Raw genomic sequence first — 25,324 nt, forward strand, 5'->3', positions numbered from 1 at the left:
ACGACGGTTTTACGCGACAAGTCGGGATTGTCAGCCAAAAGGCGTCAGTCGAACTGGGGCCGCCTGGTACGCGTCCGCTTCAGCTCGAAGAAGTCCTCCGACGCGGTGACCATCAGCACGCCGTCCCAGAGCGTGCCCGCGTCCTCACCGCGCGGGATGCGGGTGATCACGGGCCCGAAGAAGGCGTTGGAGCCGACGCGGATGATCGGCGTGCCGACCTCCTGGCCGACGAGCGTGATGCCCTCGTCGTGCGAGGCGCGGATGCCCTCGTCCCATTCCTCGGAGTGCATGGCCTCGGCGAGGTCCTTGTCGAGGCCCACGCTTTCGAGCGCGCCCTCGACGACCTCGCGCAGGCGCTCCGGCTCCTTGCTCAGGCCCTGGTTGTGCAGGCGGGTGCCGATCTCGGTGTAGAGGGCGCCGACGTACTGCTCGCCGTGCTTGGCCCCGGCGGCGGCGATGACGCGAACGGCGCCCATCGCGCGCGCGGCGCCCCGGAGGTAGTCCTCCGAGACGTCCTTGTCCTCATTGAGGAAGTAGAGGGACATCTGACGCCAGCGGGGTTCGATCGGCCGAACCTTCTCCACTTCGAGCAGCCAGCGCGACGTGACCCAAGCGAAGGGGCAGGAGGGGTCGAACCACAGGTCCACGGGAATCTTCTCAGTCACGTCTGGCCATAACCTGAGGTGGTTCGGGTCCTATTCCCGGCATGACAGGATACGGACAACCCCGACGAAGTGGTGTAAAGGAGCGCAACTTGGCAGGCAACCTGACCCGGGACGAGGCTCGTGCGCGCGCCCAGCTGTTGAAGGTCGAGTCGTACGAGGTCGCACTCGATCTGACGGATGGGGACGAGCGCTTCGAGAGCGTGACGACGGTCCGCTTCGACAGCATCCGTCCGGGGGTGTCCACGTTCATCGACCTGCACGGCGCCGAGGTGCGCCGGGTCACACTCAACGGCCAGGACCTCGACGTGTCCGGCTACGACGAGGAGAAGGGACGCTTCCCGCTCCCCGAGCTCGCCGCGTCCAACGTGCTGCGAGTGGAGGCCGGCTGCCCGTACATGCGCACCGGCGAGGGTCTGCACCGCTTTGTCGACCCGGTGGACCAGCGGGTCTACCTGCACACCCAGTTCGAGACGGCCGACGCGCACCGCATGTACGCCTGTTTCGACCAGCCCGACCTCAAGTCCACCTTCCAGTTCACCGTGGTCGCCCCGGGCGACTGGGAGGTCGTCTCCAACGCCGCCGTCGCCGAGGTGACGGAGGTGGCCGGGGCCGGTGGGGCGGCCAAGCGCTGGCAGTTCCCCGTAACTCCGGTCATGTCCACCTATATCACTGCATTGGTGGCCGGGCCCTACCACAAGGTGACCACCGAGCACGACGGCATCCCGCTCGGCCTCTACTGCCGGGCCTCGCTGGCCGAGCACCTCGACGCCGACAACATCTTCGAGGTCACCCGTCAGGGCTTCGACTTCTTCCACCGGGTGTTCGGCGTGCGCTACCCGTTCGGCAAGTACGACCAGCTCTTCGTGCCCGAGTTCAACGCCGGCGCCATGGAGAACGCGGGCTGCGTGACCTTCCTGGAGGACTACATCTTCCGCTCCAGGGTCACCGACGCCGTGGTCGAGCGGCGCGCGGAGACGATCCTGCACGAGATGGCGCACATGTGGTTCGGCGACCTGGTCACCATGCGCTGGTGGGACGACCTGTGGCTGAACGAGTCGTTCGCCACCTACATGTCCGTGCTCGCCCAGGCCGAGGCCACCCGCTGGGGCAAGGGCGCCTGGACCACGTTCGCGAACGTGGAGAAGTCCTGGGCCTACCGCCAGGACCAGCTCCCCTCCACCCACCCCATCTCCGCCGACATCCCGGACATGCAGGCGGTCGAGGTCAACTTCGACGGCATCACGTACGCCAAGGGCGCCTCGGTGCTCAAGCAGCTCGTGGCCTACGTCGGCCTGGACAACTTCCTGGCCGGCGTGCGCGACTACTTCGCCGCGCACGCCTGGGGCAACACCGAGCTGAAGGACCTGCTCGACGCCCTGGAGCGGACCTCGGGACGCGACCTGTCCGCCTGGTCGAAGGAGTGGCTGGAGACCTCCTGGGTCAACACGCTGCGCCCCTCGTTCGAGGTCTCGGGCGGGCGCTTCACCGGTTTCGAGGTGCTCCAGGAGGCCCCGGCCGACTACCCGACGCTGCGCTCCCACCGGGTCGCCATCGGCCTCTACTCCCTGGCCGACGGGGTGCTGACCCGGACCAGGCGGGTGGAGCTCGACGTGGTCGGCGCCCGTACGAGCGTGCCGCAGCTGGTCGGCGAGGAGCAGCCCGACCTGGTGCTGCTCAACGACGACGACCTGACCTACGCCAAGATCCGCCTCGACGACGACTCCCTGCGCACACTGGTCAACGGCGGCATCGCGCAGTTCACCGAGCCGCTGCCCCGGGCGCTGTGCTGGTCGGCGGCCTGGGACATGACCCGCGACGGCGAGATGTCCACACGCGACTATGTCCAGCTGGTCATCTCCGGCGCGGACACGGTCTCCGACATCACGGTCCTGCAGACGATCCTGCGGCAGGCGCGCATGGCCGTGCAGCAGTACGCCGACCCCGCCTGGCGGCCCGAGGGCATGGCGCTGCTGGCGGGCAAGCTGCGCGCGCTGCTCGGCACGGCCAAGCCCGGCTCCGACCAGCAGCTCGCCTTCCTTCAGGCGCTCGCGCCCGTGGCCACCTCCGCGGAGGACCTGGAGCTGCTGGCGGCCATCCTGGACGGCTCGGCCGTGCCCGAGGGGCTGAGCGTGGACGCCGACCTGCGCTGGACCCTGGTGCACGCGCTGGTGTCGGGCGGCCGGCTGGACGAGTCCGGCATCGAGGCCGAGCTGCGCCGTGACCCCACGGCGACGGGCGAGCGCTCGGCGGCGCTGTGCCGGGCCTCGATCCCGACGCCCGAGGCCAAGGACGCGGCCTGGGAGCGGATCGTGAGCGGCCGGCTGGCCAACCACATCGCCAGGGCGACCATCCAGGGGTTCCAGGACCCGCACCACCCCGACCTGATGGCGCCGTTCCGGGAGAAGTACTTCGCCGAGGTCGGGCCGATCTACCAGAAGTGGACGTACGACCAGGCGGGGAGCTTCGCCGTGGGTTGCTTCCCCGCGCTGCTCATCGAGCCGGGGACCGTCAGCGCCGCGCAGGACTTCCTGGCCGCCGAGCAGCCGCCGCACGCGCTGCGCCGGCTCATCCTGGAGGGCGCCGACGGCGTCAGCCGGGCGCTGCGCAACCGCGAGCGGGACGCCATGCCCGCCTGACCTCCGTGGATAGGCCCCCGTCACCTCGGCGGGGGCCTTCCCCATCGGCGGGTTCGCTGATTGGGTGAGTTGGCCGTGGCGAGCGGGGGGCGATGTTAGCCTCAAGGCGTGCTAGGCGCGGGGACCACCCTCAACGACCGCTACGTGCTGTCTGATCGCCTCGGCGGTGGCGGCATGGGCGAGGTGTGGCGTGCCGACGACACCGTTCTCGGACGCGCGGTCGCGGTCAAGGTGCTCATGCCCGCGCTCAACGAGCACCCCACCTTCACCCAGCGCTTCCAGAACGAAGCCCGGGCCATGGCCACCCTCCGGCACCCCGGCGTGGTCGACGTCTACGACTACGGCGTCTGCGACGTCGCGGGCCGCTCGGTGAGCTTCCTGGTCATGGAATACGTGCGGGGCGAGTCGCTCGACCGCGTCCTGCGGCGTGGCCCGCTCGGCACCGCGGAGACCATGCGGCTGATCGCCGAGGTCGGCGACGCGCTGGCCGCGGCCCACGCGCAGGGCATCGTCCATCGCGACGTCAAGCCGGCCAACCTCATGATCAGGCCGGACGGCAGCGTGGCGCTGACCGACTTCGGCATCGCCCACTCCGCCTCCGCCGGTCAGCTGACGGCCACCGGCACGATGCTCTGCTCGGCCGGCTACTGCGCGCCCGAGATGGCCACCTCCAGCGAGGTGACACCCGCGGTCGACGTCTACGCGCTGGGCGTGGTGGCCTACGAATGCCTGACCGGGCGGTTGCCGTTCCAGGGCGACACGCCCGTACAGATCATCTTCAAGCACCTCAACGCCCCGGTCCCGCGCCTGCCCGACAGCGTGCCGCCGGGGCCTCGGCAGGTGGTGTCGCGGGCGCTGGAGAAGACGCCCGACGCGCGCTGGGCCACGATGGCGCAGATGACCGAGGCCACCCGCAGGGCGATGGCCGCGCCCGGCGCGCTGCCCGTCCCGCGCCGGCGCCGCGCGATGCGGGCGGTGCTCACCATCGCCGCCGCCGTGCTGGTGTCGGCGGCCGTGGCGGGCTCGGTGTGGTTGCGCCCGGCCCAGCCCACGACCAGCACGAGCGAGGCGACGCCGACGGCCGGCCAGCCGGCGGTCAAGGTCTCCATGACCACGGCGCCCGCCAGAAACCTGACCACGCCGGCCCACCGGCAGTCCACCCCCGCCCCCACCACCACGGCCGCCACCGAGTCGCCGCGGGTCACACGTCCGCCGCGCCCCACCGCGACCCCCGGCACCACCACCACGGCCCCGCCCAGCACGCCGACCACCGCGCCGACCACCGCGGAGCCGGAGCCGCCCACGGCGGAGCCGACCCCGCCGGGTTCCGAGGAGCCCACGGCCCCGCCCACGCCCAACAAGCCGACCGGCGGCGACATCCAGTGCATCCGGGCCCCGTGCCCGTGAGACCGGCGCGGCTCCGGCAGGCGTCTCCGCACCCCGATGCCCGAAGCGCGCTCTATGTCCGCTAGCGCTCGGTGGTCGTGAGAAGGTTCATCGGGTGGAGACGACCAGGGACCTGCTCATCGCCCTTGCCCGCCGCTACGCCTTCGCCGACCTCGGTGCGCTCGCGCCCTCGGAGGAGATCGCCGAGGTGTGCGAGTTCGGGCAGCGACTGCTCTCGCTCGACGCCGAGGATTTCGCGGCCGAGGCCAAGGGAGTGCCCGCCGACCTGCGCCGGCGCGCCCGGGCCTGCCACATGCCGCAGACTCCGCGCGAGCAGCCGCGGGGGGCGCTTGAGTCGCTGCGGCCCGCGTACGGGCTGTTGCTGGAGGTGATCGCCGTACGGTGGCACCGGCGCGAGCTGAGCCCGATGATCGCGGCGGTGCACATCGCCAGCGAATACCTGCCCCTGCTGGCCTTCGAGCCGCAGGTGGGGCATGCCGGCGACCCCGCCCGCTGGCCCGACGGGCTGAGCGCGCCCGGGAGCAGGTTCGGCGTGATCGGCGATCGCGAGTGTGACCACACCAAGTCCGAACAGTCCGCCACCAACCGGACGTTGCGTGTGTCGGGTGAGCCCGCGGAGGGCTGGCGGGCCTACTTCGACCGGCAGCACAGCCAGGTCGCCGGCGCGCTCGCGGTCTGCGTCGCCACGTGCCGCCACCCCTGCACCGCGATGGACTGGATCGAGCCGGCGCCGCGCGCCGACCTCCAGTTGCGCGCCCGCACCGCGCTGGCCTTCGCCGATACCCCGCTCGTACGGCTGCGCCACGCGGCCCCGGTGGGGCACGGGTTCGGGGTGCCGTCGCCGGAGGAGGTGCTGGACGCGTGGGAGCGCAGCCGGGCGGGCCTGGACAAGAACCCGGCGGGCGCGGCGGCGCTGAAGGACGACGGGTTTCCGCTGGCCGGGCTGCCGGCGCTGTTCTCCGCGATCGCCGTCGCCCCGATCGCACCGGCGACGCTGCTGGCCGGAGTCAGCGACCACATCGTCACCCTCTTGCACCGGCACTGACCCGCCACCCGGCGGCCACCGGTCTAGCGTTCCCGCTCCGGCGGGTCAGGGCCCAGGCATCGGCCGCGAGGAACCGCGCGGCGGTCAGCGGCGGGCGGTGGACTGCTCGGCGAGGGCGGAGATGCCGTACAGCAGGCCGCCGATCAGGTCGCCCACGCTGAACGCGGTCGCCATCGACATCGCCGTCAGGCGGCACGCGCTGTCCGGCAGCCGCCGGCGGGCCCGCTCGCCCGTGACGATCTCCAGGGCCCGGCCGGTGACGTCCACGAAGACGACCACGGCGTCGTCGGCCTCCTCGCCCAGGGCGGCGTGCAGGCGCTCGGCGAAGTGGCGGCGCCCGCCCACCGGCTCCCCGAGGAACACCCCGAACCTGAGCCCGCTGCGCCGCTCGGCCGCGAGCAGGGCCTGCCGGACGTCGTCGGCCTGGGCGGCGGTCAGTCCACGCATCGTCATCTCACCATCCCGCCGAGGCCCCGCCGGCACGCCTGCCGGGCTCGGCCGTCTCGGCGGCCGCGACCCAGTCGTGCTCGGGGATGACCGCCCAGTGCGCCACCCGATCGGCCAGCACCAGGCCCGACGTGCTCACCCCGCGCTCGCTCCGGGCGGGCCCGCCCAGCCAGACGGGGCCGGACTCGATCCGCCGTTGCGCACTGCGCCCCGGCAGCATGACGAGCAGGCTGATCAGTACGAACAGCCCCAAGGACACCCCGATGAGGAAGAGCAGAATCTCCACCGCGCTGTTCACACCATGAACGTAATCCTCGTCGGCGCGTCCGGCCAGACCCGTCTGTGGGTGTCCACCGACCGGGCCGGTCAAGCTAAGATCCTTTGAGGAGCCAGAGGATCTCTAGAGAACGTAAGACATACCCCGAAAACGCGCGTGGAACACGATGAGCTGGGCCATAAAAGTATGGACAGGGCAACACTAGGAAACGTTCCGATCTCCGAGCTACGGTGAGTTGCGTGGACTCCGACAACCAGCGAGAAGACGGTCACAACGCGTCACCCATCTGGGTGAGCGACCGACCAGAGAGCGAGCAGACCGCCGCCGCCAAGCCTTCGGCGCCCACCTCCACGTACGCGCCCGTCGAGCGCGCGTCCGTGCGTAGCCTGCTCCAACAGCCGCGCTTCCGGCGCCTGCGCAACCGCCTGATCGTGGGGGTTGCCGTCGGCCTCGTGGTGGGTTTCCTGGCGCACGACTGGCGGGTGGGTGTCACGGCGGGCGTGATCGCCGCCATCCTGGAGGCGGTCTATCGAGCGCGCTCCAACTCCTCCGTGCCCGCGTGGCGGCGGACGTCAGTGGCGGAGCGCCGTACCGAAGCGCAGTTGCGCAAGCTCGAACGCAACGGCTACCGCACGCTGCACGCCCGGGCGATCCCCGACAGCGAGGCCCAGATCGACCACCTCGTGGTGGGTCCGACCGGGATCTACGCGGTCGACTCGGAGAAGTGGGACAAGCGCCTGCCCGTCCGCGTGCAGATGGGCAAAAAGCTCTTCCACGGCCCCTTCGACATGAAGGCCCGCCTCACCGAGGCGAAGTGGGAGGCGTCGCAGGCCAGCGAGCTGATCACCAAGGCGTTCGGCCGCGAGGTGTCCGTCGTGCCCTCGCTCGCCATCTACGGGCCGCCGGTGCCATGGAAGGTCATGACCATTCGCGGCGTGGACGTCTACCAGGGCGATCGGGCCCGCAGATGGATCACCAAGCGTGAGCGGGCGCTGACGGACACCGAGATCGACCGCATCTTCGACATCGCGGGCCAGGTGCTGCCCGCCCGCTACGGCGAGGACTAGCACCCCGCACCCGATGCCGGGCGGGCACAGGCCGATGGTGGCCGGGCCCGCTCGGTTCACGGCTTCGAGCCGTGGATGCGGCACCGCTCTCGTGCTCGCGGAGCCTGACTAGCGGTCGCGGGCCAGGTGGGCGCCGAAGGTGTCGAGGTCGGCGGCCAGTTCCCGGCTCGGCGGCAGCTTGGCCGGCAGCCGTGAGTACAGCGCCGTGCCGAAGCCCGCCATCCGGACGATCTGGTTGATCAGCGCCTCCCTGTCGCGCGGCCACGGGAACTCCGGCTGGGCGATCAGCAGGGAGACGCAGCCGTGCACGGCCGACCAGAGGCCGAGCGCGACCTCCTCGGGATCGCCTTCGAACACGCGGGTCTCCACGCAGGCCGCGACCGCGTTCACCATCTGGCGGAAACACTCGGCGGCGGCCGGGGGCACGCCCGGCGCGGCCGACGGCCGCATCATCAGCACCCGGTACTGGACCGGGTGATCGAGGGCGAAGCGGGCGTACGCGCGGGCGCAGCGGCCCAGCGCGAGGAACGGGTCACCGCCGAGGTTCTCGGTGAACAGGCGGCTGAACTCGCCCCACACCCGCAGGCAGACCGCCTCGACGAGCGCTTCCTTGTCGGTGAAGTGCAGGTAGACCGAGGGCGTGGACACCCCGGCCCGCAGCGCGACCGCGCGCAGCGTGAGCGCGTCCTCGGTGCCGGACTCGGCCAGCAGGTCCTCGGCCGCGCGCAGGATCTCCTCGCGGAGCAGCGGCCCCTCTCCGCGCCGGGCGCGTACGCGTCTGGTGGTCATGGATCTCACCTTGACGCCGTCAGGTTAACGATGTCAATCTGAGCTCCTGCGGAAGGATTGCTACATATGGGGACTTTTCAGGAAGCAACCGCGCTGACCGCCCGGGGGGACGGCGAGTTCGATGCCCTGCTGGACGCGCAGTGGAGCGTCGGGACCCGGTTACACGGCGGTTACCTGCTGGCCGTGCTGGGGCGGGCCGCCTGCGAGAGCGCGGCTGGCGCGGGCCACCCGCACGTGACGGCCGTCAGTGCCTCCTTCGTCGAGCCGCCCGAGCCGGGCGCGGCCCTGGCCCAGGTCGAGACGCTGCGGGTCGGCCGGAGCCTGGCCCAGGTCAGGGCCGCGCTGGTGCAGGAGGGCAGGACCCGGGTCGAGGCGCACATCACGCTGAGCCGGCTGGACGGCTCCGACCCCTGGTGGACGGCGGCGGAGCCGGCGCCGATGGCGCCCGAGGAGGCATGCTTCCAGGCTCCCGTCGACGCCCCTGGCGCGGGCATGCCCGTGCCGCTGATGGCCGTGATCGAAAATCGCCTCGACCCGGAGAACCTGGGTTTCGCCTTCGGCACACCCGCCGGGCGCGGCGTCCTCACGAGCTGGCAGCGGCTGGCCGACGGCTCCGACTGGGACCCGCTGAGCCTGCTGGTGGCGCTCGACCCGGTGCCGCCGGTGTCGCTGGAGCTGGGGGTGCCGGGCTGGGTGCCGACGATCCAGCTGACCGGATACGTCCGCAGGCTGCCCGCACCCGGGCCGATCCGGGTGCGGCTGACGGCCACGGACGTCGGCGGTGACAGGATGGACGAGGTGGCACACGTCTGGGACGACAAGGGCCGCCTGGTGGCCCAGGCGACCCAGCTCGCCGCCTTACGGCTGCCCGCCCCGCAGTAAGATCGCCGAGGTCGGTTCCGGCACGATCCGGTAACCGACCGTCCATTGTGTGGACGGGCGTCTCATCCACCGGGCGATGGTCGTAGCATGTGAAGACTCGCTAGCGATGGGAGATGCGCCAATGCCCGCCCTCAGGTCACGTACAGTCACCCACGGCAGGAACATGGCCGGTGCCCGGGCCCTGCTCCGGGCGACCGGCGTGGCCGGGAGCGACTTCGGCAAGCCCATCATCGCCGTGGCCAACAGCTTCACCCAGTTCGTGCCCGGCCACGTGCATCTGCGCGAGGTCGGCGACGTGGTGTCCGCGGCGATCAGGGAGGCGGGGGCGATTCCCCGCGAGTTCAACACGATCGCGGTCGACGACGGCATCGCGATGGGACACGGCGGCATGCTCTACTCGCTGCCGTCCCGCGAGCTGATCGCCGACGCCGTGGAATACATGGTCAACGCCCACTGCGCGGACGCGCTGATCTGCGTCTCCAACTGCGACAAGATCACCCCGGGCATGCTGCTGGCCGCCTTCAGGCTGAACATCCCGACGATCTTCGTCTCCGGCGGGCCCATGGAGGCCGGGAAGACGCCCGGCAAGAAGCTCGACCTGATCGACCCGATGATCGCCTCCGCCGACGACTCCGTCTCCGACGCCGACCTGCTGGAGATGGAAGAGAGCGCCTGCCCGACCTGTGGCTCCTGCTCGGGCATGTTCACCGCCAACTCGATGAACTGCCTGGCCGAGGCCATCGGCCTGGCGCTGCCGGGCAACGGCACGATCCTCGCCACGCACAAGGCGCGAAAGAAGCTGTTCGAGGACGCGGGCCGGCAGCTCGTGGAGATCACCCGGCGCTACTACGAGGACGACGACGAGTCGGTGCTGCCGCGCTCGATCGCCACCCGCGAGGCGTTCGAGAACGCGATGACGCTCGACGTGGCGATGGGCGGCTCGACCAACACCATCCTGCACATCCTGGCCGCGGCCCGCGAGGGCGGGGTCGACTTCGGGCTCAAGGAGATCAACGAGATCTCGCTGCGGGTGCCGTGCGTGTGCAAGGTCGCCCCGGCCACCAGCAAATACCACGTCGAGGACGTGCACCGGGCCGGCGGCATCCCGGCCATCCTGGGCGAGCTCGACCGGGGCGGGCTGCTGCACCGCGACGTGCCCACCGTGACCGGTGGCACCCTCGCCGACGTGCTGGCCTCCTGGGACGTGCGCTCCCCGTCCGTGCTCCCCGAGGCCGTGGAGCTGTGGCACGCGGCCCCCGGCAACGTGCGCACGGTCAAGGCGTACTCGCAGGACAACCGCTGGGACTCCCTCGACCTCGACCGGGCGGCCGGGTGCATCAGGGACCTGGAGCACGCCTACACGGCGGACGGCGGCCTCGCGGTCCTGTACGGCAACATCTCGCGCGACGGCGCGGTGGTGAAGACGGCCGGGGTGGACGAGTCGATCTGGAAGTTCAGCGGGCCCGCGGTGGTGTTCGAGTCGCAGGAGCAGGCGGTCGAGGGCATCCTCGGCGGGCGGGTCAAGGAGGGCGACGTGGTGGTCATCCGCTACGAGGGCCCCAAGGGCGGCCCCGGCATGCAGGAGATGCTCTACCCGACCTCGTTCCTCAAGGGCAAGGGGCTCGGCAAGGCGTGCGCGCTGGTCACCGACGGCCGCTTCTCCGGCGGCACCTCCGGGCTGTCGATCGGGCACGCCTCGCCCGAGGCCGCGGAGGGCGGCGCGATCGCGCTCATCGAGGACGGCGACCTGATCGACATCGACATCCCCAACCGGACGATGGACCTGCGGGTGCCGGAGGCCGAGCTGGCGGCGCGGCGCGAGCGGCTGCTGGCCGACCTGGGCGGCTACCGGCCGCGTGACCGCAACCGGCCGGTGAGCGTGGCGCTGCAGGCGTACGCGGCGATGACCACGTCGGCCTCCACCGGCGCCTCGCGCGACCTGTCGCAGCTCTGCCGGTAACCCGCGGTCCCAGGACGACCCCCGCGGGTGCCGTCACCCGCGGGGTCGCCGGGCGCAGGCCCCGTACAGATTTTCGAAAATTGTCGGTCGTGGTCCCTATTCTTGGGGTATGACGACAGTCGTGAAGCACGATACTCGCCCGCTGACGACCGCCGAGATCGCCGCCCTCGCCCTCTCCCTCGCTCACCTCGGAACGGGCCCGCAGGCCGTCACCGCCAGGCGTGGCCTGCAGCACGCACTCGAGCACCTGGAGCTCGACGACGACGTCATCGCCACCACGCTCGCGACCCTGACCGAGCCGCTGCCCGTGGAGGTCGCCTCCCGGGCCAGGCTCATGGCCGACGCCATCACCAGCCGACTCATGATCCGCCTGCACTACCGGGACGCCGCCGGCAACGTCACCGCGCGTGACGTCGAGCCGGTGACGTGTCTGGTCCACCGCGAATACTGGTATGTGGTCGGCGTGTGCCGGATGCGCCGGGCGATCAGGGCCTTCAGGTTCGACCGGATCATCGCGGTCGAGCCCACGCTCACCCCGGCCCGGCCGCACCTGGCCGACCGGTTCCTGCCGTTCCAGCGCCGCAAGCGCGCCAGGGCCGCATAAGCACCGCCGCAACGCGGACCCGGCCGAGCCTCTGCCTGGCCGGACCCGCACGGGTCACCGTCAGGAGCAGCAGCCGCCGCCACAGCAGCCGCCGGTCTGCCTGGGGGTGGCCGCGGTGCCCGTCATGGCCACCGTGGACAGCAGCTTCACCGTGTCGTCGTGCCCTTCGGGGCAGGTCGCCGGGGCGTCGGAGGCCGACATCGGGCGGGACACCTTGAACGTGGAGCCGCAGGCGCGGCAGCGGAAGTCGTATCGCGGCATGCGTCTAAGCGTAGGCGATGTGGGCGTGGTCGGACACGGGCACATAGCCGATCGCCTGGTAGATGGCGTTGCTGGTCGGGTTGTCCAGGTCGGTGAAGAGCACCACCTGCTCGCAGCGCTCCGCCAGCGCGCTCTGGCTGGCGCAGGCCGTGACGGCGGCGCCGTAGCCGCGCCTGCGGCAGGAGGGCGGCGTATAGACGGGGCCGATGCGGCAGACCCCGCCGGCCGCCGGGGAGAGCCCCGCGAGCGAGACCGGCGCCCCGCCCGCCTCCCACACGAACAGCTCGCGGGCCGCCAGCCGCCGGGCGACCCGCTCGGCCACGTCGGCCTCCTCCCCCAGCCGCACCTCCTCGCCGAACGCGTGATACCAGCTCACCAGCAGCGGGAAGTCTCCGGGCACCGCGAGCCGGCCCCGGCCCGGCACGTCGGGGACGGAGAGCGTGCCGAGGCGGTAGAGGCGTTCGGAGATCACCCGCAGGGGCGGCCCGAGCAGCCGCACCACCTCGGACCTCAGCTCAGCCCGGGTCACCAGGGCGGGCAGGTCGCCGCCGAGGGCCGCCACCAGGGGCGCGAGGGCTTCGACGGGGACGGCGGTCAGACCGACCGGATGCGGCGGAGTGCGGAAGACCGCACCGCTGACCCGGCCGTCCACCGTCCACCAGCCGAAGTACGGATCCTTGGCGGGCATGCCCGCCCGCAGGTTGGCCAGAACCGTCAGCGGCACGGTGTTGCCCACCGGGTCGCCGAGCAGGAAGGGCTCGGCGACCGCGGCGTATTCCTCAACATCCGAGGTGAAGGTCCACACCCGCTCATGGTGTCAGGGGCGGCCTTCGGCGGCAAAGCAGTATCAGGCCGCCGCCTCGAGGTAGGGCGCCCACTGCGGGTCACCGACGAGCGACGCGCCGATGAGCCTCCAATGAGCGCCCCGTGGGACCGCGGGATTGACGCGAAGCGTCCACCCCAGCTCCTCCAGGTATTTGTCGGCCTTGCGGTGATTGCAGGTGGTGCAGGAGGCCACGCAGTTTTCCCAGGTGTGCGTGCCACCCCTGGACCGGGGGATGACGTGGTCGATGGTCTCGGCCCGCTGGCCGCAGTAGGCGCAGCGGTAGTCGTCGCGCCGCATGAGGGCGGCTCGCGTCAGGGGGATGCGGGACCGGTAGGGGATACGGACATATCTTCTGAGCCTGATCACCGACGGGACGTCGAGGGTGCAGGTCGCGGAGCGCAGCACCGCGCCCCTGCCGTCCCTGTGGACGACGTCGGCCTTCTCCCGCAGCACGAGCACGATCGCGCGGTGCAGCGAAAGAGTGGTCATCGGCTCGTAGGTGGCATTCAGCAGCAGGACTTGGCGCATCATCGGGCCTCTCCCTGCTGCGCGCGTATCAAAGGGGACATGCCGTGGCATGTCCCAACTGTCGGCCCCTCCTGGGGCACTTGTGCTTCCGTCACGTGGACCTCCGCCGGACGGTCCAGCGGATGGTCACCACGGCACCGTCCTGTCACCAAGTCTGGCGTTTGCACCGTGGTCCCCGCCACCCCAAAACCTCCAGCCGGAATGACTAGAGGGACGCACGATACGCTTTATGCCCACTTCACCAGGGCTTTACGCATACTCATTGGCAGTAGGGTTCCTGCATGACGCCAGTGGAGTACCCGACAGCACGCCGCGAAAACACCGTCGACGTTCTGCACGAAACGCCTGTGCCAGATCCCTACCGATGGCTCGAGGATCCCAACAGCCCGGAGACGAAGGGATGGCTGCTCGCACAGACCGAGCTGTTCGCCCGGCAGCGCGGGCCGCAGCGGTTCAAGAGCCGCATCGCCGAGTTGCTCAGATCCGGCAGCGTGGGCGCCCCGACGTGGCGCGGCGATCGGCACTTCTTCTCCCGGCGCCTGCCGGACCAGGAGCACGCGGTCTACTACGTCGTCGAGGCCGACGGCACCGAGCGGGCGCTGATCGACCCGATGGAGCTCGACCCGTCCGGCCTGACCACGCTCGACGCGGTCCAGCCCGACAAGGAGGGGCGCCTGCTGGCCTACCAGATCTCGGTGGGCGGCAACGAGGAGTCGGTCCTGTATGTGATGGATGTCACTACAGGTTTGCGCGTCGAGGGGCCGATCGACCGCTGCCGGTATTCGCCCATCGCCTGGCTTCCTGGTGGCGAGGCATTCTACTACGTACGCCGCCTGCCGAGCACCGAGCTCCCCGAGAACGAGGCGCAGTTCCACCGCCGCGTCTACCTGCACTACGTGGGCAGCTCCACCGAGGAAGACGTGATGATCTTCGGGCAGGGCCTGAAGATGACCAACTACTACGGCGTCGGGGTGTCGCGCGACGGCCGCTGGCTGCAGGTGACGGCGCACGAGGGCACCGCGCCGCGCAACGACGTCTGGCTGGCCGACCTGACCGCCTCCCCCATCGACCGGCCGGACCTCAAGGTCGTGCAGGAGGGCGTGGACGCGCAGTCCGGGCTGGTGTTCGGCCGTGACGGCAGGCTCTACGTGCACACCGACCGGGACGCGTCGCGGGCCAGGGTGTGCGTCACCGACCCGGCCGAGCCGGGCTTCGAGACCTGGCGTGACCTGATCCCCGAGGACCCCGAGGCGGTGCTGAGCGACTTCGCGATCCTGGACGATCTCGAACGCCCGGTCATGCTGGTGGGCTGGACCCGCCACGCGATCAGCGAGATCACCGTGCACGACCTGGAGACGGGCGAGCGCGTGGGCGAGGTGCCCGTGCCGGGGCTGGGCACGATCGGCGGCCTCTCCGAGCGTCCGGAGGGCGGCCACGAGGCGTGGTTCGGCTACACCGACAACACCACGCCGCCCACCATCCAGCGCTATGACGCCAGGACCGGCGAGACCACGCTCTGGGCGAGCTCCCCCGGCGCGATCGAGGTGCCCGCGGTGCGCACCTCGCAGGTGGTCTACCAGTCCAAGGACGGCACGGACGTCCGCATGCTGGTCATCGCTCCCGCCGACGACAAGCCGGGGCCACGCCCCACGATCCTGTACGGCTACGGCGGCTTCGGCCTGTCGATGACCCCGGGCTTCTCGGCCACGGTGCTGGCCTGGGTGGAGGCCGGCGGCGTCTACGCCATCGCCAACCTGCGCGGCGGCGGCGAGGAGGGCGAGGACTGGCACCGCGCGGGCATGCTGGCCAACAAGCAGAACGTGTTCGACGACTTCCACTCCGCCGCCGAGCACCTCATCGCCACCGGCGTGACCACGCCCGAGCAACTGGGCATCTCCGGCGGCTCCAACGGCGGCCTGCTGGTGGGCGCCGCGCTGACGCAGCGTCCCGAGCTCTACGCCGCGGTCACCTGCTCCGCGCCGCTGCTCGACATGGTGAGATACGAGCTGTTCGGGCTCGGCGCCACCTGGAACGTCGAATACGGCTCGGCCGAGGACCCCGAGCAGTTCCGCTGGCTGCACGCCTACTCGCCCTACCACCACGTCACCGAGTCGGTGGCCTACCCGGCGACGCTCTTCACCGTCTTCCAGTCCGACACCCGCGTGCACCCGCTGCACGCGTGGAAGATGTGCGCGGCGCTGCAGCACGCCTCCACGTCCGGCCGTCCCGTGTTGCTCCGCAACGAGACCGAGGTGGGGCACGGGGCACGTTCGGTGAGCAGGAGCGTCGACCTGTCCGCCGACACGCTCACCTTCCTCGCGCGGCACACCGGGCTGTAGTCTCGGCGACATGAGCACGCTGGGGCTGGCCATGATGGATGCCATCCCCAGCGCTGCGTTGCGGCCCTACGTGACGCGGCTGTGCGCCTACCGCGAGGACTACTCCTCGCCCGTGGCCCGGTCGCAGGCCGCGATCCCCGGGTCCGTGCTCATCCTGGCGTTCGGCGCGCCGATGGAGGTGGCCGGGCAGCGGGTCACGGCGTTCTCCGGCGGGCTCGGCGACCGCTTCACCGCCACGCGCGCGGCGGGGCCGAGCGAGGGCGTGGAGGTGCGGCTCACGCCGTTCGGGGCCAGGAGGCTGTACGGCCTGCCGATGCGCCACCTGACGAACCTCGTCGTCCCGGTCGGCGACCTGCTCGGCCCGTGGAGCGAGACGGTGGTGGACCGGCTGGCCGGGATACCGTCGTGGCCGGACCGGCTGGCGCTGACCGACCGTCTGCTGAGCGAGCGCATCCTCGCCGGGCCCGCCCTCGGCCCCGAGCTGCCCTGGGCATGGGCCCGCCTGCTGGAGTCGGGCGGCCGGATCAGCGCGTCGGACCTGGCCGACTCCCTCGGGTGGAGCCACCGCCATCTCGTCGCCCGCTTCCAGGACCAGATCGGGCTGCCACCCAAGACGGCCGCCCGGGTGATCAGGTTCGACCGGGCGACGCGGCTGCTGCGCTCGGGCATCCCGATCGCGCGGGTGGCGGCCGAGTGCGGCTTCTACGACCAGGCGCACATGAACCGCGAGTTCCGGGTGCTCGGCGACACGACGCCCGGTCAGATATATCCAAGACCCGCGGGGGCCCGTCAGGCATCCTGAAGTCCATGCGAACCGTCTACGCACTAGCCCGCTATCCGGACTGCCAGGCCGCGATCGACTTCCTGACCAGCGCGTTCGGCTTCCGGCTCCACGAGGTGCACAAGAACGACGACGGCGTCGTCCAACACGCCGAGCTGCTGGCCGGCGACGACCTGATCATGCTCGGCCAGGGGGCGCCTGGCGGGCCGGGAATCTACGTCGCCGTCGACGACCCCGACGCCCATCACGATCACGCCAGGGCCGCGGGGGCCGTGATCACCATGGGTCTGGCCGACCAGTCCTACGGATCTCGCGAGTACGCCTGCAAGGACCCGCAGGGCAACCTCTGGTACTTCGGAACATACCGCCCATGAGCCTGATCAGGGCCGACCCCCTGCTCGGCCGCACGGTCGGGCGGGCGGACGGCGCGTTCCTGGTCGCGGAGTGGACCGACCCCGGCACCTCCACCGGCTTCATCGCGGTCCCGCACCGCCACCTGCGCGACGACGAGATCTGGTACGTGCTCGAAGGCGTGCTCCGGATCCGCCGGGGCGAGGAGGAGGTCGAGGCCGCGGCGGGGACGGCGGTGCTCGGCCCGGCCGGCGTGCCGCACACCTTCTGGAACCCCGCCTCCAGGCCCGCCCGCTACCTGGTGATCATGTCGCCGGGCACGCTGCGGCTGATCGAGGAGTACCACGCGGCGCCCGACCGCTCGGACGAGCGGCTGCGGGAGCTGTTCCGGCGCTACGACTGCGAGTATCTGCCGGACCTGTGGGCCACGTGACCGGCCGGTCACGAACCGGGGCCCGCGATGTCAGCGCGGGAAGACGACGGTCTTGTGGCCGTCGAGCAGCACGCGCTGCTCGGCGTGCCACTTGACCGCCCGCGCCAGCGCCACGCACTCCACGTCCCGCCCGATCGAGACCAGGTCCTCGGGCGAGTGGCTGTGGTCGACCCGGGCCACCTCCTGCTCGATGATCGGCCCCTCGTCCAGGTCGGAGGTCACGTAGTGGGCCGTGGCGCCGATGAGCTTGACGCCACGCTGGTGGGCCTGGTGGTAGGGCCTGGCGCCCTTGAACGACGGCAGGAACGAGTGGTGGATGTTGATGGCCCGCCCCGTCAGCTTCTCGCACAGGCCCTCGGAGAGCACCTGCATGTAGCGGGCCAGTACCACCAGGTCCACCTGATAGTGCTCCACCAGTGCCAGCACCTCGGCCTCCTGCCTGGCCTTCGTATCGGGGGTGATCGGCAGGTGGTGGTAGTCGATCCCGTACGACTGCGTGAGCGGCCGCAGGTCGGGATGGTTGGACGCGACCGCGACGATCTCGATGTCGAGGGCCTTGGACCTGACGCGGTAGAGCAGGTCGTTCAGGCAGTGGTCGAACTTGCTGACCATGATGAGCACCCGCGGCTTCCTGGCCACGTCGCGCAGCCTGAACTCCATGGCGAAGTCCGGGGCGAGCGCGGCGAAGGCGTTGTTGAGCTCGTCCTCGCCGAGGAGCCCCGCGAACTGCACGCGCATGAAGAAGCGCCGCTCGATCCGGTCGCCGAACTGCCGGCTCTCGATGATGTTGCAGCCGTGCCCGGCCAGCAGGCCGGAGACGGCCGCCACCACGCCGGGGCGGTCGGGGCAGGACAGGGTCAGGATGTACTCGGCGGGACTGGTCATGCCTTCACACTCTCGCGCGGTGATCGTCGGGCGGCTCGCGGCCGATCCGGGCAGGATGCGGATCGCCGGTGGGGATGAGCGTACTCGCCGGGTGGCGGGCGTGACCCGGGTTCGGCCGCACGACGTGCCGGGTGGCGCTCAGCGGGCGAAGGCGTCGACGCCGGTGAGCTCGGCCGACAACGTCCACAGGCGGGCCGCCCGCGCGGGGTCGATCGCGTAGTCGCGCACCCCCGACCGCGACCCCTCCGTGGCCGGCTCGGCGATGTCGCAGTCCACGCAGTAGACGCCGCCCATGCCCGCCAGCCGTGGCGCGGTCGCCGCCCACACCTGCGTGGCCGCGCCCTGCTCGGGCGTCTTGAACGAGGGGTCGATCCCGTTGCCCTCCTCGTCGATCCAGCCCGCGGCGACCATCTCCTCCTTGGCGAGGTGGCGTTGCAGCGGGGTGAGGATGGACCCGGGGTGCACCGAGAACGCGCGCACCCCCGCCTCCCGGCCGAGCTCGTCGAGCCGCACGGCGAACAGGATGTTCGCGGTCTTGGCCTGCCCGTAGGCCTGCCACTTGTCGTAGCCGCGCTCGAAGTGCGGGTCGTCCCAGCGGATGTCCGAGATATGGTGTCCCCCGGACGAGACGGACACGACCCGGCCCCGGCCCCGGGCGACGGCCGGCCACAGGCGGTTGACCAGCGCGTAGTGGCCGAGGTGGTTGGTGGCGAACTGGGCCTCCCAGCCGGGACCCACCCGTGTCTCCGGAGCCGCCATGATCCCGGCGTTGTTGATGACGATCTCCACGCTCCGGCCGGTGGCCAGGAACCGCTCGGCGAAGCGGCGCACGCTGTCGAGGTCGGCCAGGTCGAGCTCGTCGATCTCGACCCCCGCCAGGTCGCCGACCGCCTCCTTGGCGGCCTCCGGGCGGCGGGCGGGCACGACGACGTGCGCGCCCGCCCCGGCCAGCGCCCGCGTGGTCGCCAGCCCGAGGCCGGAGTAGCCGCCGGTGACGATCGCCAGCTTCCCGGACAGGTCGATGCCCCGGAGCACGTCGTCGGCCGTGCTCCGGGCGCCGAACCCCGAATCCGTGCGGTGTTGTGGTGTTGTCATGATCTCAACCTACGAACTGGAGTCCGCTCCAGGTCAAGCCGGGGATCACAGGCCGAGAGGGGCGGCCAGCGTGGTGAGCTGGGCGACGGCGTCGGCGAGGTCCGGGCCGTCCGGGGACAGGGGCTGGATGACCACGTGGTCGGCGCCCGCGTCGAGGTGGGCGCGGACCCGGGCGGTGACGGCCTCTTGGCCGCCCCAGGCCACGATGGTGTCGATGAGGCGGTCGCTGCCGCCGTCGGCGAAGTCGTCGTCCGTGAAACCGAGCGTGCGCAGGTTGTTGAGGTAGTTGGGCAGGGTCAGATAGATCGCCGTGTGCGTACGGGCGATCTCGCGGGCCTTGGCGGGGTCGGACTCGAGCACCACGGCCTGCTCCGGGATCAGCAGGCGGCCGGGGCCGAGGATCCGGCGGGCCTGGGCGGTGTGCTCCGGGGGCACGAAATAGGTGTGGGCGCCGTCCGCGCGGTCCCGGGAGAGCTCCAGCATCTTGGGCCGCAGGGCCGCCAGCACCCGTGGCGGCCTTGGCCTGGGCAGGAGCTTCTCCGCCTGATCCATGGCCTCCAGATAGGAGCGCGTCGTGGTCAGCGGCTTGGTGTAGTCATGGCCCCGGGTGGAGACCAGCGTGGCGTGACTGACGCCGATCCCCAGCAGGAAGCGCTCCGGGTAGGCGTCCGCCAGCGCGACCGCCCCGCCGGCCATGGACATGGCGTCCCTGGCCCAGAGGCTGGCGATGCCGGTGCCGACGACGATGCGCCGGGTGGCCGCCAGCATGATCGCGGCCGTGACGAGCGGATCCTTGCTGCCCCAGCCCTCGCTGCCCCAGAGCGAGCCGTAGCCCAACTCCTCGATCCGGGCCGCCGCCTGCCGCACTTCCGCGGCGGGCGCCCTGCCGACGCCTGGATGCCACACTCCGACGCGCCCGAGGTCCACGGCCGCTCCCCTCACGTAGAATGTTCGATTGAGATGGAACAGTACCCGAAGGTTCGACCATCATCGAACAGGACACGCGGCCTGACTCATGCGTCACCCGTCGACGTACCCTTCCAGGCCGCCCTCGACGCGCTGAGCGACCCGGTGCGCCGCCGGATCGTGCGCGAGCTGGCCGGGGTGCCCGACTGGTCGCGGCCGTGCGGCACGTTCACCCACCTGCGCGTGGCCAAGTCCACGCTCAGCCACCACTTCTCGGTCCTGCGCAACGCCGGCCTGCTCGAACAGCGCGACGAGGGCTCACGCCGGCTCAACCGGCTGCGCCGGGCCGAGTTCGACGACCGCTTCCCCGGCCTGCTCGCCCTGGTCTTCTCCGAGGAAGGCGAGCCCCCTGCCGGGTGATCGCGGTTAGTGTCCTTCTCATGACCGAGCCGGAAGAGCCCGCGGCCGGCACCGACCGGCCCGCCGCGCGTGTCGTCTGCCTGGACCGCGACGGCAGGGTGCTGCTCATGCACTGGTACGACCAGATCGCCCGTAAGGACCTCTGGGAGCCGCCGGGCGGCGGGATCGACCCCGGCGAGACCGCGCTGGAGGCGGCCCGGCGGGAGCTGACCGAGGAGACCGGGTTGCCGGGCTCGGCGGTGCGAGAGCGGTTCGTGGAGGTCCGGCGGGACTTCTGGTGGCTCGGCGTCCGTTACGTCAAGACCGAGCCGTTCTTCCTCGCCAGGTTCGACGAGCCGCGCCCCGCGGTGGATCCGGGCGAGCTGACCGAGGAGGAACGCCTGGCCTACCTCGGCTATGAGTGGGCCGAGGAGTTGCCCGCCGCCGTCGAGCCACCGGACCTGGCCGCCGTCGTGGCGGCCCTCACGGCGGGCCCGGCCGCAGGGGCGACCCCGTAGCCCCTCATGGCGTCAGCCGCGGCGGTGGCCCAGCTCGGTGAGCGTCGTGGTCATCAGCCCGCGCAGCAGCGTCCCTGCCACCTTCTCGTGCTCGGCCTCCACCGACAGCCCCGTGGCGATCTTCTCCTGGTAGGTCTCGCGTTCGCGCGGGTCGGTGTAGGGCAGCGCGGTCATCCCGACCACCACGGTCGCCCGGGTGCCGCCCCGGGGCAGCACGGCCACGGCATGCGTACGCAGGCAGGTCTCGTCGGGCGCGCCGTACCAGCCGCACTTGATCGCGGCAGGCGGCGACCCGATCGCCTCCCTGACACCGAACGCCTGCGCGGCGCCGACCTGGCGCATCCACTCCAGTACGGTCCCCGCGACCGGGTCACCGGCGGCGGCGGCCTGGGCCAGCACCGTGTAGGCGGTCGCCACCTCCTCGGCCGCCACCTCCACCGAGCCGAACCGGGACGGGTCACCGTTCGGTGGCGCCCAGGCGACGCCGGTGCGGTGGTGCAGGTCGTCGAGGATGACGCGCGGGCCGACGGCGAGCCACAGGCTGAGCGTGTCGGTGTTGGAGGAGACGACCACCGCGGGCTCGGCATGGCGGCGCCACCGGTCGGCGTCCGGGATGCGGGCCGCGCTCACCCAGGCGTAAAGCGGCTTGAGCAGGGAGGCGCAGCGCAGCCGCGCGAGCCCGGAGCGCACGTTCACGGCGCGGGCCGGCGGCCCGCCGTAGCCGCGCCTGATGCCCGCGGCCTGGACGCTCGCGCTCGGATCAAGACCGTCGAGCAGCTCGTTGAACCTCACGCCCCTCACCGTAGACCTCAGGAGCACTCCCCCAGCACGCTTCGTGCCATTCCGCGGGCGGCGGTTCGCCGGGCACCGGTCCGAAGCCCCGCATACGAGACATCCGCGCCAGCCCGGCAGTCAGGTGGCGCGGTGCTCGTCGGCCTCGGCCTCGGCGTCGCGGCCCAGCGCCCGCAGGGCGACGGCCCGGTTGGCGTACAGGTCGCCCTGCGGCTGGAGGTCGATGGCCCGGGTCAGGTCCTCGACCGCGCCTTCCAGGTCGCCGGAGGAGTACCGCAGCACGCCCCGGTTGCCCCAGGCGGCCGCCAGCCGGGGCGCGGAGCCCACGGCCTCGTCCAGCGCCGCCTCGGCCTCGGCGAACCGGCCCGCCGCCGTCTCCACCTGGCCCAGCACCGTGAGCAGGTGCGGGTTGCCGGGCGCCAGCGCAAGCCCGGTCGTGACGTCGGCCCTGGCCTCCTCGTCCCGCTCGACGGAGGCCAGCAGCCCGGCGCGGTTGATGTAGGCGTCCAGGAAGGACGGGTCCAGCTCGATCACCCGGCCCAGGTCGGCCAGCGCCTCGTCGGCCTCCCCGCGCTCGGTGAGCAGCTCCGCCCGGTTGTAGTACGCCTCGGGCAGCGGCGGCCCGGCCCGCATGGCCCGCTCGAAGTCGGCCAGCGCCTCCTCGTGCAGTCCCAGCCTGAACAGCAGGTTCCCGCGTTCCAGGTAGTAGTCGGGGAAGGCGGGGTCCAGGGCGATGGCGGCCGTGTAGTCCTCCAGCGCCTCCTTGGTGCCCCCCAGCGCGACCAGCAGCTGGGCCCGGTTGGCCAGCAGCACCATGCGGTGCTGCGGATGGCGCTCCCCCAGCTCGCCGGCCAGCTCGATGGCCGACTCGACCAGCGCCAGCGCGGCGTCCAGCCGCCCCTGCCGCAGCTCGATCAGCGCCAGGCCGTTGCGGTCGAAGCCGAGCTTGAAGGCCCGTTCCAAGGGCTCTGGCAGGATGCCGGAGATGGCGATGGCCTCGTTGATCCAGGCCCGGGCCCTGACCAGGTCGCGACGGGCGGGGTCGGGGTGGCGGGCGTCGAGCATGGCGGTCCCGTACGCGCTCGCGGCGTGCATCGCCGGGTCCTGGCTGACCCCGCGCACCCGGTCCCACAACGCGCGCGCCTCCTCGACGCGCCCCAGGCCGCCGAGCGCGGTCGCGGTGCGCTGGGCGAAGCGCCACCAGCGGCGGCCGCCCGGCTCGGTGCGAGCCATGCCGTGCTCCCCGAGCTCCACGACGGCATGCAGGAAGCCCTCGCGTACGCACCGGTCCACCACGGCCCACAGCTCGTCCGCGTCACGGGTGTCCAGCGGGTGCTCGGGGCCATCCGAGTACAGCATGACCGTGAGGGTCGCGGGCGGGATGCGGCGTGTCATGACGTCCAGCAGCTCGGTGTCCGTCGGGTCGGCGGCGGCGACGTTGCACACCGCGAGCGCGCACCCCGCCGGCACGGCGTCGCGGACGAACTCCGTGAGCCCGTTGGCCAGCCGCAGCGTACGGCGGGGCGCGGGCACCAGGATGCGCTCGTCGTCCGGCAGGCTCGCGTCGATCGTGACCCGCGTGGCCGGCACGAGGCCGGACAGTTCGGGGGCGGCCGCCAGGATCTCGATGTCGTGGGCCGCCACCAGGTCACCGGATCGCTCCAAGGCCACCGGCACCAGGTGGCGCAGCAGAGCGGCGGCGACAGTGTAGGGGCCGCGTGGCCGGCGATGTCCGTCGATCAACGGCATCAGCAGCCGCGCGGCCCCCCATCGGGCAGGTGGTTCACCCTGAACTCTGAGGTGGGACCTCGCCTCAGTCACCCCTTGTGAATGACGCTGGAGGTCCCGGCCAGCCTCGCGGTGCCAGGCTTGCGGACAATGATGCGCTTCATGATGTACCTCTCCACTAGGGGCAATTAACCATTATTGATTCACCACACCGAATATCAAGCTTTGTGGCGAATTAGTGGGAGGTTAAGGGATAATATGCCCTTGCCGTTTGTTGTGTATTTCTAACCTACTGGGAGCGAAACCAGCGGTGCAAAGGTGTCCGGCGCCGTCCGGAATCTTGCATCAGCTCGCACAGGCACCGCCCCAGCAGCGTGACCGACTGGCAGCAGCCGGGTCCCGGCAGGTTCCTGGAGCGGACGATGACGGTGGCCCGCTGGATCAGCCGCTCCAGGCTGGGCTCCCCTCCACCCTTGAGCGAGCGGGTGTGCCAGGGGCAGGACTTGACGTTCTCGCAGGCACTCTTGGCGATGTAGGGAGCCGGCCCGGTCTCGAACGTCAGCGGGTCCACCCGTTTGAGCCGCAGGCCGGCCAGGACCAGGGCGGCGCGGCCGGCGATGGCATGGATGTCACGGCCCAGGCGCCGCTTGGCCTGGGCGCTGCGGTCGGGGACGGCGAGCAACATCGCCGCGGCCATCAGGCCGCCGCCCACGATCATGCTCCAGCCCACCTGCTCCTGGAACCAGATCACCGCGATGGCGGCCACCCAGACGGGCTGCGACGACATCAGGATCGCGCTCGGCACCGCGGCCACGTGCGCCTGCCCGTACGAGCGGGCCAGGAACCCCAGCGCGCACGACACCACGGACAGGTGCGCCAGGATCGCCCAGTCGGGCCCGTCGGAGGGCAGTTCGATCCCGTCACGCACCGCGACGCCCCCGGTGAGCACCCCGATGGTGAAGAGCTGGATCACGGTCAGCGGGTAGGCGTGAAAGCTCCCGCCCTTGCTCAGGTGTGCCAGCAGCAGGGTGTGCCCCGCGTAGAGCGCCGCGGCGGCGAGCGTGACCAGGAGCGCGATCACCGAGATCGCCTCGTCCTCCACCCCGCGCATCAGCGTGAACGCGGTCATGCCCGCCAGCGCGAGCACCACCCCTGCCCAGATCCGCCGCGGCACCTTCGACTTGAACACCAACAAGGCCAGGATCGGGGTGATCACCACGCTGCACCCGACCGCGAACCCGGACACCGCCGACGGCAGGCTGTACAGCGCGATGGCCTGACCGGTCTGCCCCACCCCGAACATGAGCCCCAGCACGACCCCGTAGATCCACGTCTCTCGCGGAAGCCCCCGAAGGCTGCCCGGCCGGATGAGGAGCAACGTGAGGCCGGCGAGCAGGTAACGCTCAGCGAGCAGGTCTTCTACCGGCATCCGACGGATGAGATCTTTCATCAGCGGGAACGCTGACCCCCAAGCGGCGCTGACGAACAACAGAAGCACGGCTCCCAAGAGGGGGCGGGGAGCGGGCACGACTGCCATGGCCAAAGCATCTCACTACTATTCGCAGCCGTAGATGTACAGCCAGCAGCCGGTGATGCTCCTCTACAACTCGGTGGTAAGAGCCTCACCCGCAGGTTCGTACATCCTTATCTGAGGAGGCCAGAACCGGCGATTTCCTGTAAGTCCACCAGGGAGTTCAGCCGCC

At 71.3% G+C, this 25,324-nt stretch carries 26 protein-coding genes; 13 read left to right on the plus strand and 13 right to left on the minus strand.

Annotation, left to right across the window (positions count from 1 at the left end):
- Positions 1 to 44: 44 nt before the first annotated feature.
- On the minus strand, positions 45 to 665 hold the full coding sequence (locus BLS95_RS36095) for a mycothiol-dependent nitroreductase Rv2466c family protein (RefSeq protein WP_090942148.1): 621 nt from the start codon (positions 663 to 665) through the stop codon (positions 45 to 47).
- Positions 666 to 754: 89 nt separating this feature from the next.
- On the opposite strand from BLS95_RS36095, the gene pepN reads away from it, so the two are divergent.
- From pepN to BLS95_RS36110, 3 genes are all read left to right on the plus strand, one after another.
- Positions 755 to 3,301, plus strand: a complete 2,547-nt coding sequence (gene pepN, locus BLS95_RS36100) for an aminopeptidase N (RefSeq protein ID WP_090942150.1) — start codon at positions 755 to 757, stop codon at positions 3,299 to 3,301.
- A 108-nt stretch (positions 3,302 to 3,409) separates the two neighbouring features.
- Positions 3,410 to 4,708, plus strand: a complete 1,299-nt coding sequence (locus BLS95_RS36105) for a serine/threonine-protein kinase (protein WP_090942153.1) — start codon at positions 3,410 to 3,412, stop codon at positions 4,706 to 4,708.
- Between the two features lie 94 nt (positions 4,709 to 4,802).
- A complete protein-coding gene (locus BLS95_RS36110) occupies positions 4,803 to 5,753 on the plus strand; it encodes a hypothetical protein (RefSeq protein WP_090942155.1) in 951 nt (316 codons plus the stop codon).
- Between the two features lie 84 nt (positions 5,754 to 5,837).
- On the opposite strand, the gene BLS95_RS36115 is transcribed toward BLS95_RS36110, so the two are convergent.
- Positions 5,838 to 6,206 carry a DUF5130 family protein gene (locus tag BLS95_RS36115; protein ID WP_090942159.1) on the minus strand — a complete coding sequence of 123 codons (369 nt, stop codon included), beginning with the start codon at positions 6,204 to 6,206 and terminating at the stop codon, positions 5,838 to 5,840.
- 1 nt (position 6,207) lies between these two features.
- The gene (locus tag BLS95_RS36120) at positions 6,208 to 6,498 is read right to left on the minus strand and encodes a hypothetical protein (RefSeq protein ID WP_090942161.1); all 291 of its coding nucleotides are present in this window, start codon (positions 6,496 to 6,498) and stop codon (positions 6,208 to 6,210) included.
- Positions 6,499 to 6,716: 218 nt separating this feature from the next.
- On the opposite strand from BLS95_RS36120, the gene BLS95_RS36125 reads away from it, so the two are divergent.
- Positions 6,717 to 7,544 carry a nuclease-related domain-containing protein gene (locus BLS95_RS36125; RefSeq protein WP_090942164.1) on the plus strand — a complete coding sequence of 276 codons (828 nt, stop codon included), beginning with the start codon at positions 6,717 to 6,719 and terminating at the stop codon, positions 7,542 to 7,544.
- A gap of 108 nt (positions 7,545 to 7,652) precedes the next feature.
- Here BLS95_RS36125 and BLS95_RS36130 read toward each other — a convergent pair whose 3' ends face one another.
- Entirely contained in the window at positions 7,653 to 8,333 is a 681-nt protein-coding gene (locus BLS95_RS36130; RefSeq protein ID WP_090942167.1) for a TetR/AcrR family transcriptional regulator, read from the minus strand.
- Positions 8,334 to 8,399: 66 nt separating this feature from the next.
- Between BLS95_RS36130 and BLS95_RS36135 the strand changes: the two genes are divergently transcribed.
- The 3 genes from BLS95_RS36135 to BLS95_RS36145 all read left to right on the plus strand — a co-directional run bounded on the left by BLS95_RS36135 (position 8,400) and on the right by BLS95_RS36145 (position 11,779).
- A complete protein-coding gene (locus BLS95_RS36135; protein ID WP_090942172.1) occupies positions 8,400 to 9,215 on the plus strand; it encodes a thioesterase family protein in 816 nt (271 codons plus the stop codon).
- A 121-nt stretch (positions 9,216 to 9,336) separates the two neighbouring features.
- Entirely contained in the window at positions 9,337 to 11,175 is a 1,839-nt protein-coding gene (gene ilvD, locus BLS95_RS36140; RefSeq protein ID WP_090942174.1) for a dihydroxy-acid dehydratase, read from the plus strand.
- A 109-nt stretch (positions 11,176 to 11,284) separates the two neighbouring features.
- On the plus strand, positions 11,285 to 11,779 hold the full coding sequence (locus BLS95_RS36145) for a helix-turn-helix transcriptional regulator (RefSeq protein ID WP_176993571.1): 495 nt from the start codon (positions 11,285 to 11,287) through the stop codon (positions 11,777 to 11,779).
- A 60-nt stretch (positions 11,780 to 11,839) separates the two neighbouring features.
- On the opposite strand, the gene BLS95_RS36150 is transcribed toward BLS95_RS36145, so the two are convergent.
- Genes BLS95_RS36150 through BLS95_RS36160 form a run of 3 tightly spaced genes read right to left on the minus strand, consistent with a single transcriptional unit; the run spans position 11,840 to position 13,394 of the window.
- Positions 11,840 to 12,040 carry an FmdB family zinc ribbon protein gene (locus tag BLS95_RS36150; RefSeq protein ID WP_090942179.1) on the minus strand — a complete coding sequence of 67 codons (201 nt, stop codon included), beginning with the start codon at positions 12,038 to 12,040 and terminating at the stop codon, positions 11,840 to 11,842.
- Between the two features lie 4 nt (positions 12,041 to 12,044).
- Positions 12,045 to 12,845, minus strand: coding sequence for a GNAT family N-acetyltransferase (locus BLS95_RS36155; RefSeq protein WP_090942182.1), 801 nt, complete (start codon positions 12,843 to 12,845; stop codon positions 12,045 to 12,047).
- Positions 12,846 to 12,887: 42 nt separating this feature from the next.
- Positions 12,888 to 13,394: an HNH endonuclease gene (locus tag BLS95_RS36160; RefSeq protein WP_090942544.1), complete on the minus strand. Its 507-nt coding sequence runs from the start codon at positions 13,392 to 13,394 to the stop codon at positions 12,888 to 12,890.
- A gap of 281 nt (positions 13,395 to 13,675) precedes the next feature.
- On the opposite strand from BLS95_RS36160, the gene BLS95_RS36165 reads away from it, so the two are divergent.
- From BLS95_RS36165 to BLS95_RS36180, 4 genes are read left to right on the plus strand one after another with little or no spacing between them, the layout of a single operon-like run.
- A complete protein-coding gene (locus BLS95_RS36165) occupies positions 13,676 to 15,733 on the plus strand; it encodes a prolyl oligopeptidase family serine peptidase (RefSeq protein ID WP_090942185.1) in 2,058 nt (685 codons plus the stop codon).
- Between the two features lie 10 nt (positions 15,734 to 15,743).
- A complete protein-coding gene (locus BLS95_RS36170) occupies positions 15,744 to 16,535 on the plus strand; it encodes a helix-turn-helix domain-containing protein (RefSeq protein WP_090942188.1) in 792 nt (263 codons plus the stop codon).
- 5 nt (positions 16,536 to 16,540) lie between these two features.
- Positions 16,541 to 16,888 (plus strand): VOC family protein, encoded by a 348-nt coding sequence (locus tag BLS95_RS36175; RefSeq protein ID WP_090942191.1) that lies wholly within the window; start codon positions 16,541 to 16,543, stop codon positions 16,886 to 16,888.
- Positions 16,885 to 17,298, plus strand: a complete 414-nt coding sequence (locus BLS95_RS36180) for a cupin domain-containing protein (RefSeq protein ID WP_090942194.1) — start codon at positions 16,885 to 16,887, stop codon at positions 17,296 to 17,298. Before BLS95_RS36175 ends, BLS95_RS36180 begins: the two co-directional genes overlap by 4 nt.
- A gap of 30 nt (positions 17,299 to 17,328) precedes the next feature.
- Here the strand turns inward: BLS95_RS36180 and purU are convergent, their stop codons facing one another.
- The 3 genes from purU to BLS95_RS36195 all read right to left on the minus strand — a co-directional run bounded on the left by purU (position 17,329) and on the right by BLS95_RS36195 (position 20,205).
- A complete protein-coding gene (gene purU, locus BLS95_RS36185) occupies positions 17,329 to 18,183 on the minus strand; it encodes a formyltetrahydrofolate deformylase (protein WP_090942197.1) in 855 nt (284 codons plus the stop codon).
- 138 nt (positions 18,184 to 18,321) lie between these two features.
- Positions 18,322 to 19,278 carry an SDR family NAD(P)-dependent oxidoreductase gene (locus BLS95_RS36190; RefSeq protein ID WP_090942199.1) on the minus strand — a complete coding sequence of 319 codons (957 nt, stop codon included), beginning with the start codon at positions 19,276 to 19,278 and terminating at the stop codon, positions 18,322 to 18,324.
- A 45-nt stretch (positions 19,279 to 19,323) separates the two neighbouring features.
- The gene (locus BLS95_RS36195) at positions 19,324 to 20,205 is read right to left on the minus strand and encodes an LLM class F420-dependent oxidoreductase (protein WP_090942202.1); all 882 of its coding nucleotides are present in this window, start codon (positions 20,203 to 20,205) and stop codon (positions 19,324 to 19,326) included.
- Positions 20,206 to 20,238: 33 nt separating this feature from the next.
- On the opposite strand from BLS95_RS36195, the gene BLS95_RS36200 reads away from it, so the two are divergent.
- Together BLS95_RS36200 and BLS95_RS36205 are read left to right on the plus strand one after the other, a co-directional pair.
- Positions 20,239 to 20,604: an ArsR/SmtB family transcription factor gene (locus tag BLS95_RS36200; protein WP_090942205.1), complete on the plus strand. Its 366-nt coding sequence runs from the start codon at positions 20,239 to 20,241 to the stop codon at positions 20,602 to 20,604.
- A 20-nt stretch (positions 20,605 to 20,624) separates the two neighbouring features.
- The gene (locus BLS95_RS36205; protein WP_090942208.1) at positions 20,625 to 21,101 is read left to right on the plus strand and encodes an NUDIX domain-containing protein; all 477 of its coding nucleotides are present in this window, start codon (positions 20,625 to 20,627) and stop codon (positions 21,099 to 21,101) included.
- 12 nt (positions 21,102 to 21,113) lie between these two features.
- On the opposite strand, the gene BLS95_RS36210 is transcribed toward BLS95_RS36205, so the two are convergent.
- The 3 genes from BLS95_RS36210 to BLS95_RS36220 form a co-directional block, all read right to left on the minus strand.
- On the minus strand, positions 21,114 to 21,893 hold the full coding sequence (locus BLS95_RS36210) for a hypothetical protein (protein WP_090942211.1): 780 nt from the start codon (positions 21,891 to 21,893) through the stop codon (positions 21,114 to 21,116).
- A 120-nt stretch (positions 21,894 to 22,013) separates the two neighbouring features.
- A complete protein-coding gene (locus BLS95_RS36215; RefSeq protein WP_425434773.1) occupies positions 22,014 to 23,636 on the minus strand; it encodes a tetratricopeptide repeat protein in 1,623 nt (540 codons plus the stop codon).
- Positions 23,637 to 23,910: 274 nt separating this feature from the next.
- The gene (locus BLS95_RS36220; protein WP_090942217.1) at positions 23,911 to 25,158 is read right to left on the minus strand and encodes a DMT family transporter; all 1,248 of its coding nucleotides are present in this window, start codon (positions 25,156 to 25,158) and stop codon (positions 23,911 to 23,913) included.
- Positions 25,159 to 25,324: the final 166 nt, after the last annotated feature.

It is taken from the genome of Nonomuraea jiangxiensis (assembly GCF_900099965.1).
Classification (GTDB): Bacteria; Actinomycetota; Actinomycetes; order Streptosporangiales; family Streptosporangiaceae; genus Nonomuraea; species Nonomuraea jiangxiensis.

Bases quoted from the DNA above. Each gene is read 5' to 3' on its own strand.
- BLS95_RS36190 (WP_090942199.1), bottom strand. From the start codon at position 19,278: ATGACAACACCACAACACCGCACGGATTCGGGGTTCGGCGCCCGGAGC.
- BLS95_RS36175 (WP_090942191.1), top strand. From the start codon at position 16,541: ATGCGAACCGTCTACGCACTAGCCCGCTATCCGGACTGCCAGGCCGCG.
- BLS95_RS36200 (WP_090942205.1), top strand. From the start codon at position 20,239: ATGGAACAGTACCCGAAGGTTCGACCATCATCGAACAGGACACGCGGC.
- ilvD (WP_090942174.1), top strand. From the start codon at position 9,337: ATGCCCGCCCTCAGGTCACGTACAGTCACCCACGGCAGGAACATGGCC.
- BLS95_RS36115 (WP_090942159.1), bottom strand. From the start codon at position 6,206: ATGACGATGCGTGGACTGACCGCCGCCCAGGCCGACGACGTCCGGCAG.
- purU (WP_090942197.1), bottom strand. From the start codon at position 18,183: ATGACCAGTCCCGCCGAGTACATCCTGACCCTGTCCTGCCCCGACCGC.
- BLS95_RS36180 (WP_090942194.1), top strand. From the start codon at position 16,885: ATGAGCCTGATCAGGGCCGACCCCCTGCTCGGCCGCACGGTCGGGCGG.
- BLS95_RS36150 (WP_090942179.1), bottom strand. From the start codon at position 12,040: ATGCCGCGATACGACTTCCGCTGCCGCGCCTGCGGCTCCACGTTCAAG.
- BLS95_RS36170 (WP_090942188.1), top strand. From the start codon at position 15,744: ATGAGCACGCTGGGGCTGGCCATGATGGATGCCATCCCCAGCGCTGCG.
- BLS95_RS36165 (WP_090942185.1), top strand. From the start codon at position 13,676: ATGACGCCAGTGGAGTACCCGACAGCACGCCGCGAAAACACCGTCGAC.
- BLS95_RS36135 (WP_090942172.1), top strand. From the start codon at position 8,400: ATGGGGACTTTTCAGGAAGCAACCGCGCTGACCGCCCGGGGGGACGGC.
- BLS95_RS36145 (WP_176993571.1), top strand. From the start codon at position 11,285: ATGACGACAGTCGTGAAGCACGATACTCGCCCGCTGACGACCGCCGAG.
- BLS95_RS36220 (WP_090942217.1), bottom strand. From the start codon at position 25,158: ATGGCAGTCGTGCCCGCTCCCCGCCCCCTCTTGGGAGCCGTGCTTCTG.
- BLS95_RS36160 (WP_090942544.1), bottom strand. From the start codon at position 13,394: ATGCGCCAAGTCCTGCTGCTGAATGCCACCTACGAGCCGATGACCACT.
- BLS95_RS36205 (WP_090942208.1), top strand. From the start codon at position 20,625: ATGACCGAGCCGGAAGAGCCCGCGGCCGGCACCGACCGGCCCGCCGCG.
- BLS95_RS36130 (WP_090942167.1), bottom strand. From the start codon at position 8,333: ATGACCACCAGACGCGTACGCGCCCGGCGCGGAGAGGGGCCGCTGCTC.